Here is a 6,465-nt window from a genome sequence, read left to right as displayed (position 1 = left end):
GTTCCGAGCGCAGCGGCCAGTACGTCGGCGAGGCCGCGTCCGGCGCTGCCGTCCTCATCAAGGCGCGGATTGTAGATGGTGATCTCGAGGCCGACTGCCTTGCCGCTCGCCAAGGCAAGCCGGAGCGCGGCCGTTAACTCGTCCCACGACAACCCGCCTGGCACGCGAAAATCGACAGCCGGCATGATGACATCGTCGAGACAGTCGGCGTCGAGATGGATGAAGAAGCCGTCCAATTCCGCTCTCGTCAGGTGATCGACCGCTTCGCGTGCGGCGGCCTCGATGCCCGTCGCGCGCACAGCGGGAAGGTCAAGCACCTTGAGCTCCTCGGGGAGCGGCTGGCTTCCGTACTCCTCCTGATCCTTGTGATCGCGATACGCGAAGGCGACAGCGTCTTCAGGGCGGACCAGAGGACCGCGACCTTCGATGTCGGTCAGAAGCGAGGGACCGTAGCCGGTGACGAAGGCGAGGTCCATCGAGGCACCCTCACCATTGGGTTCCGCCTCTGGCTGGAAGAAATCGGCGTTGCCGTCAATGAAGAGCAAGCCGTAGCGGCCGCGCCGTCGAAACGCGAGCGCCGAGCCCAGCACGATCGTGCAATCGCCGCCCAGCACCACTGGAAACCCGCCTGCGTCAAGCACCGCTTCCACGGCGTCGGCGAGCTTGGGCGACCACTGCGCAATTGCCCTGGCGTTCAGGGTGCCTGTCTCGGAATCGGGCGTCGGGTCCTTCGCAGGCACAGCCAGCCGCCCGGCGCGGCGCGCCTGGATGCGCTCCGCAAGGCCAAGGTCCAGGAGCCGGCCAGGCAAGCGCTCCACACCGTCGGTCGCCAGGCCCAGCGTGGAGGGGGCTTCGAGAATCGCATAATGGCTCGACATAGGCGCCTCCGCTTCGAGCGCTCAACATCGTTCGTCCCTACCGAAACAGGATCACAGTTGCGTTTTGAGCTTGTTCGATAACGGTAGCCGCCGCTCCTCGTTCCCTCTCAGCCGCCTTTCCGCTTTCGGTCATGCCGTATTTATGAGTTAACGGCCTAGCGAAAGCCCTGGATCAACTCGAAGGCGAGCGAACCGCCTCCGTGGCGTCCAGAGCCTGCTTCAGGCGCGAGTCGCGGTCGTAGACGTCGCCGAAATATTCGACCTTGCCGGACAGATCAGGCCAGGCGGTGAAATAGGCGACATAGACCGGGATGGTGCGTGTCACATTCTCGGTCGAGTGGCCGTGCTTCAGCTTCTCGGCGATATAGTCCACGGAGGTGCCAAGCACCGCCGCCGCCATGCCGCGCGGGTCCTGCAGCCGCACGCAGCCATGGCTGAGCGCGCGCATATCACGCTGGAAGAATGATTTCTGCGGCGTGTCGTGCATGTAGATCGCGTGCTTGTTGGGGAACAGGATCTTCAACTCGCCCAGCGCGTTGGCCTCGCTCGGCTGCTGGCGCACGCTGTAGGGGATGTTCGCGCCATAGGCGCCCCAGTTGACCGCCGACGAAGGAATGCGCTTGCCGCGCGAATCCGTCACCTCATAGCCGGACCGGTCGAGATAGCCCGGATCGTTGCGCAATCTCGGCAGCATCTCGTTGACGATGATCGATTGCGGCACGCCCCAATAGGGATGGAAATCGACCTGCTTGATCTGGTCGTAGAAGAAGGAGGTCTGGTTGGTGGTCCGGCCAACGACGACACGCGTCTTGAGCTTTTCCTCGCCATTGTCGATGTAGCTCGCGGTGAAGGCCGGCTGGTTGATGAAGACGCGCGGGCTGCCGAGATCGGAGGGCAGCCAGCGCAGTTCCTCGAGCGCCACTTCCACCTTCAGCAGCTTGTCGGCCTTGGATGTTCCGGCCAGCGTCGCGACGGTGCGCGGGCCGATGACGCCGTCGCCCTTCATGCCTGCCTTTTGCTGCACGGCCTTGATGACCGGGACCAGTTCCGGATCATAGACTTCGCTGGTGGCCAGCCTGGACAGGATCTCGCCATAGGCGCCGCCCATCTCGTCATCGAGATTGCGCGCGATCAAGGTCAGGAGCTTCGGCAGTTCGGGGCTGGTTCCGCCCGGCTTCAGCAACAGTTTGGGGTCGACGACGATTTCGTTTTCCGCACTGGCCTGCAGAGATTCGAGTTCGACGCGCAGCGCCTGGTATTCCGCATTCTGCGGATGCCGCGATTCGAGATAGGTGCGCACTTGCTGGGTATGCGCCAGCGTCCTCAGCACGCCTTGCAAGTCGAGCGGCTTGGCCGGGAAATCATAGTAGCCGGTCATGCGGTTGGGATCGACGCGGCCGTTCTGGGCGTCGTGGGCATAGCGCAGCACACGCGCGGAAAGCGCCATCTCGAAACGGACGAGCTCTTTCAGTTGCGCATTGGCGTCAGTCGTCGATGCGCCGGCAGCGGGCACTTCGACCGTATAGTCGGCGGGCGTGAGGCCATAGCTTGAAGCCTCGCCAAGCACCCGAACCGCATCCTGCGCGCGGCTGTTGAGGCTGGTTCCGCTTATCCAGATGAAATCCGGATTGGCCGAGTAATACGCGATCAGCGCCTTGGCGATGTCGGGCTCGGCTAAGAGTTCGTAGTCAGCCAAGCTGGCAACCGCTTCACGAAACGCAGCGCCCGTTGCCGACGGCACGAAAGCCGCATCCTGTGGCGCCGCCGGCTCTGGCGTCGGGGCCAGCGCCGAGAAGTCGACGCGAACCAGCCGGTCCGCCTTGTAGGTGTAATAGGATGGGCTGCTGATTCTCGCGCCGCCACCGCCACCGCTGGCCGGAGCCTTCGGCTTTGGCTTGTGCTTCGGTGGCGGGGGCGGAAACTCGCCTTTCGGCGCGTGCTTTACGCCGCCGCCGAAAAGCATGTCGAACAGCCCCTGCGCGCCTGCCTGGGGTACACCGAAAGCCAGCGTTGCCGCGATCGCCACCAGCGGCATCACGGTTGCTTTGTTTCCGAGGAATTTCATGAATCACCCGCTCCGGCCGCAACCGGTTCCCGTTCCGCACGCTAGATCGTCCCGCTCACCGCATGGCGGATGTAAGGCGCGACTATACTGATTCATACCGATTTCGTTAAGCTTTCATAAATTTTGGAAAGCCTGTTGCAGAACGGTTTCACAAGATCGTGACGGCTGGAGCGGAGGGTTGTTCCGCCCCAGCCGGAAATCTCTCGGGATCAGGCGTTGGCGCCGCCATCGATGGTCAGGGCAGCGCCGGTGACGAAGCGGCCTTCAGGGCCTGCAAGCCAGGCGACCATGCCGGCAATGTCATCGGCCTTGCCGAAACGCGGTGTTGCCATTTTCCGGCGCTGATGCTCGGCATGCGGGCCGTCGGCCGGGTTCATGTCGGTGTCGGTCGAACCGGGATGGACGACGTTGGCGGTGATGCCGCGCGGGCCGAGGTCGCGCGCCAGCGCCCTGGTCAGGCCGACCAGCGCCGCCTTGCTGGCCGAATAGGCCGTGAGGCTGCCGTCGGTCGCCCTCTCGGCAAGGTTGCTGCCGATCGAGATGATGCTGCCGCCCTCACCCATATGCACGGCCGCCGCCTTCGAGGCGATGAATGGAGCCCGGAGATTGACCTCCATGGTCTCGTCGAAATCTGCGAGCGACAGCGTGTCGATGGGGGCGGCCCGCCAGATGCCGGCGCTGTTGACCAGGATGTCGAGCCGGCCGAAGGCGGTCACTGCGTCATCGACGGCCTTGTCTATGGCCACCGCATCGCGGTTGTCGGCCTTGATCGCGATGGCGCGGCCGCCCTTGGCCTCGATTTCGGCGACAACCGAGCGGGCCTGCTCCTCGCCATGCACATAAGTTAGCGCGACACTGGCGCCGTCGGCCGCGAGCCGTCGCGCAATCGCCGCACCGATGCCGCGACTGCCGCCGGTGACGAGCGCGGCCTTGCCGCCCAGTTGGTTGGATGACATCGATTTCTCCTTTTGTAACGATCGATACATAAATACCTGTCAGCCTTGCCCGTCGGCGTCAACTTAATTATGTATCGATCAACACAGAAAAGAGCATCATGCCGGAACGAGGCCGCCCCCGCACTTTCGATCGAACCGCAGCCCTGCGCCGCGCGATGGAGGTGTTCTGGGCCCGTGGTTACGAAGGCGCGTCGATGAGCGAGCTGACCGCCGCCATGGGCATCAACTCGCCCAGCCTCTACGCTGCCTTCGGCAGCAAGGAGGCGCTGTTCCTGGAGGCGACGGATTTTTACTCGCACACCGAGGGTGCCGACATCTGGCTGGCGCTGGAGGAAGCTCCGACTGCGCGGCAGGCGATCGAACAATTCCTGAGCCTGACGGCGAGGGCCTATGCGCAGAGCGATCGTCCGCAGGGCTGCCTGATCACGCTGGGCGCACTGCATCAGGATTCGAGCCGCGGCGCCATCTGCGACGACCTGCGCCGTCGTCGCGCCGAAAACCACACCGCACTGCAGAAGCGTCTGGAGCGCGGCGTTGCCGAAGGCGAATTGCCGGCGGATTTCGATGCGAGCGCCGCCGCGACCTTCTTCGCCACGGTCCAGCACGGCATGTCGATCCAGGCGCGCGACGGCGCCTCGCATAATGCCCTGCTGGCGACGGTAGCCGGGGCCATGGCGGCCTGGAGGACGCTGGCCGGCGGCAGCGCGGCGTGACAAACGCCGGCTGGTGTGCTCGAAATCCGCCAGCAAGGCGGGAGGGATGAGAGCGTGAAAAAGGGTTATCGCGAGCTGCTGGACGAGGCGAACGCCGTGATCGAGGTGGTTTCGCCGGAGGAGGCGGCCGGGCTGATCGACGATGAAGACACCATCTTCGTCGATCTGCGCGATCCACGCGAAGTGGAACGCGACGGCAAGATTCCCGGCGCCAAGCATGTCACGCGCGGCATGCTGGAGTTCTGGATCGACCCCGAAAGCCCTTACCACAAGCCCTTCTTCGCCTCGGGCAAGAACTTCGTGTTCTTCTGCGCCGGCGGCTGGCGCTCGGCGCTGGCCACAAAGACGGCGCAGGACATGGGGCTTTCGCCGGTCAAGCACATCCTTGGCGGCTACACCGCCTGGAAGGCCGCCGGACTGCCGGTCGAACCCGGCGAGAAGAAGAAATAATCTCGACCGCCGCTCAGTGCAGCAGCAATGGCTCGCGATTCGCCACGAAGCCAACCGCGCGTTCGACCACGCCCTTGTCGGCGAGAATGCGGCGGTGGCCGAGCCCGTCGGCCCAGTAGAGCCGCACATGGCCGCCGGCGCCGGCATAGCGCCTTGCATGATCGGCCGAGACTTCGCGGTCGTCCTGCGCATGGATGACCAGGGTCGGCACCGGCGCCTGGGCGAGCTGACGGTCGCCGGTGAATTCGTGCAGGGGGCGGCCGGAAAGATGCTCGACCCGGTCCGCCATGGCGGCTTGCGAGCGCGGGCCGACATTGAGCATGCGGCTGAAGTCGGCAAAGATCGCCGGCAGGGAACTTGGCGCCGCGATCAGCACCAGGCGTCCGGCCGCCAGTGGCGGGATGTTCTTGACCGAACCGGCGATGGCGTTGGCGGCGACGGCGCCGCCGAAGGAATGGCCGACCGCTGCCACGAAGGGGCCGAACCACTCGCCGGCAACCCGCACCGCATCCACCGCATTGACCATGTTCAAGCGCCGGCCCTGCGACTGGCCGTGGCCGGGCAGGTCAAGCGAAACGACCCGGTGGCCGGCGGCGCGATAGCCTTCGATCAAGGCGCGCATATATTCGGTGCGCGAGCGCCAGCCATGGACGACGAGCACCGTGCCGGCGGCCGCCCTGCCCGGCTCCGGGCGGAACTCGTGCACCATGACGCAGCCGGTCGCGGTCTTCAGCCGGTGATGACGCGCCTCGGTCATGAACCCGGCCGCACGGTCGACAGCACGGCGCTCGCCATCGCTGAGCGCCTTGACATTCGGGGTGCGGCAGAACAATTCGAACGCCGCGCGTCCGCTAAGCCGCGGCGCGACACGCTCTGCCGCACCGAACACGCCCCGGATGACCTTCAGCCCGAATGATGCCATAGTGAAAATCCATCCATACGTTCAAGCATGAACATAATAGTTCAAAGATGAACAATAAACAAGAGCTGCCTTGGGATAACCCGCGTTTCCGCAACTGGGTCGCGGTGGCGCGCGCCTGCCATGTGCTGGAGCGCACGCTGGCGGTGAAGCTTGCGCCGCTCGATTTGAAACCGGCGCAGCTCGACGTGCTGATGAACCTCTATCGCCACCCCGGCATGTCGCAGCACGATCTTGCCCGCAAGCTGCTCGTCGGCCGTTCCAACATCACCATGCTTTTGCCGCAGCTGGAAGCGCGTGGCCTGCTGCGCCGCGAAGGCGACGAGAAGGACAAGCGCATCCTGCGGCTCGCGCTCACCGAGGCCGGCGAGGCGCTGTTGATGCAGGCGCTGAAAGTGCACATGGCGCTGATAGAGAAGGCGATGAGCCAGTCTACGCCGGAACAATGCGACATGATCGGCGAGCAGATGCGCAAGATCTATGA

Annotated in this window: 7 protein-coding genes; 3 read left to right on the top strand and 4 right to left on the bottom strand. The window is 64.7% G+C overall.

What is annotated here, in order from left to right:
* From EN893_RS13590 to EN893_RS13580, 3 genes are all read right to left on the bottom strand, one after another.
* Positions 1-878 (bottom strand): arginase family protein (locus tag EN893_RS13590; protein WP_164900840.1); only part of this gene is annotated, 878 nt, incomplete at its 3' end.
* A 172-nt stretch (positions 879-1,050) separates the two neighbouring features.
* Complete coding sequence (locus tag EN893_RS13585; protein ID WP_127270863.1) at positions 1,051-2,943, bottom strand: murein L,D-transpeptidase; 1,893 nt, start codon at positions 2,941-2,943, stop codon at positions 1,051-1,053.
* A gap of 209 nt (positions 2,944-3,152) precedes the next feature.
* Positions 3,153-3,899 carry a 3-oxoacyl-ACP reductase family protein gene (locus EN893_RS13580; RefSeq protein ID WP_127270861.1) on the bottom strand — a complete coding sequence of 249 codons (747 nt, stop codon included), beginning with the start codon at positions 3,897-3,899 and terminating at the stop codon, positions 3,153-3,155.
* A gap of 98 nt (positions 3,900-3,997) precedes the next feature.
* Between EN893_RS13580 and EN893_RS13575 the strand changes: the two genes are divergently transcribed.
* The gene (locus EN893_RS13575) at positions 3,998-4,612 is read left to right on the top strand and encodes a TetR/AcrR family transcriptional regulator (protein WP_127270858.1); all 615 of its coding nucleotides are present in this window, start codon (positions 3,998-4,000) and stop codon (positions 4,610-4,612) included.
* A gap of 54 nt (positions 4,613-4,666) precedes the next feature.
* A complete protein-coding gene (locus tag EN893_RS13570) occupies positions 4,667-5,062 on the top strand; it encodes a rhodanese-like domain-containing protein (protein WP_127270856.1) in 396 nt (131 codons plus the stop codon).
* Positions 5,063-5,075: 13 nt separating this feature from the next.
* Here EN893_RS13570 and EN893_RS13565 read toward each other — a convergent pair whose 3' ends face one another.
* Positions 5,076-5,984 (bottom strand): alpha/beta hydrolase, encoded by a 909-nt coding sequence (locus EN893_RS13565; protein ID WP_127270854.1) that lies wholly within the window; start codon positions 5,982-5,984, stop codon positions 5,076-5,078.
* Between the two features lie 47 nt (positions 5,985-6,031).
* On the opposite strand from EN893_RS13565, the gene EN893_RS13560 reads away from it, so the two are divergent.
* Positions 6,032-6,465, top strand: a 434-nt coding sequence (locus EN893_RS13560) for a MarR family transcriptional regulator (RefSeq protein WP_164832153.1), incomplete at its 3' end; no start/stop codon positions are given.

It is taken from the genome of Mesorhizobium sp. M7A.F.Ca.CA.004.04.2.1 (assembly GCF_004022825.1).
GTDB lineage: Bacteria > Pseudomonadota > Alphaproteobacteria > Rhizobiales > Rhizobiaceae > Mesorhizobium.
Note: the sequence above shows the minus strand (reverse complement) of the source record. Positions and strands in the feature narration are given on the sequence as shown.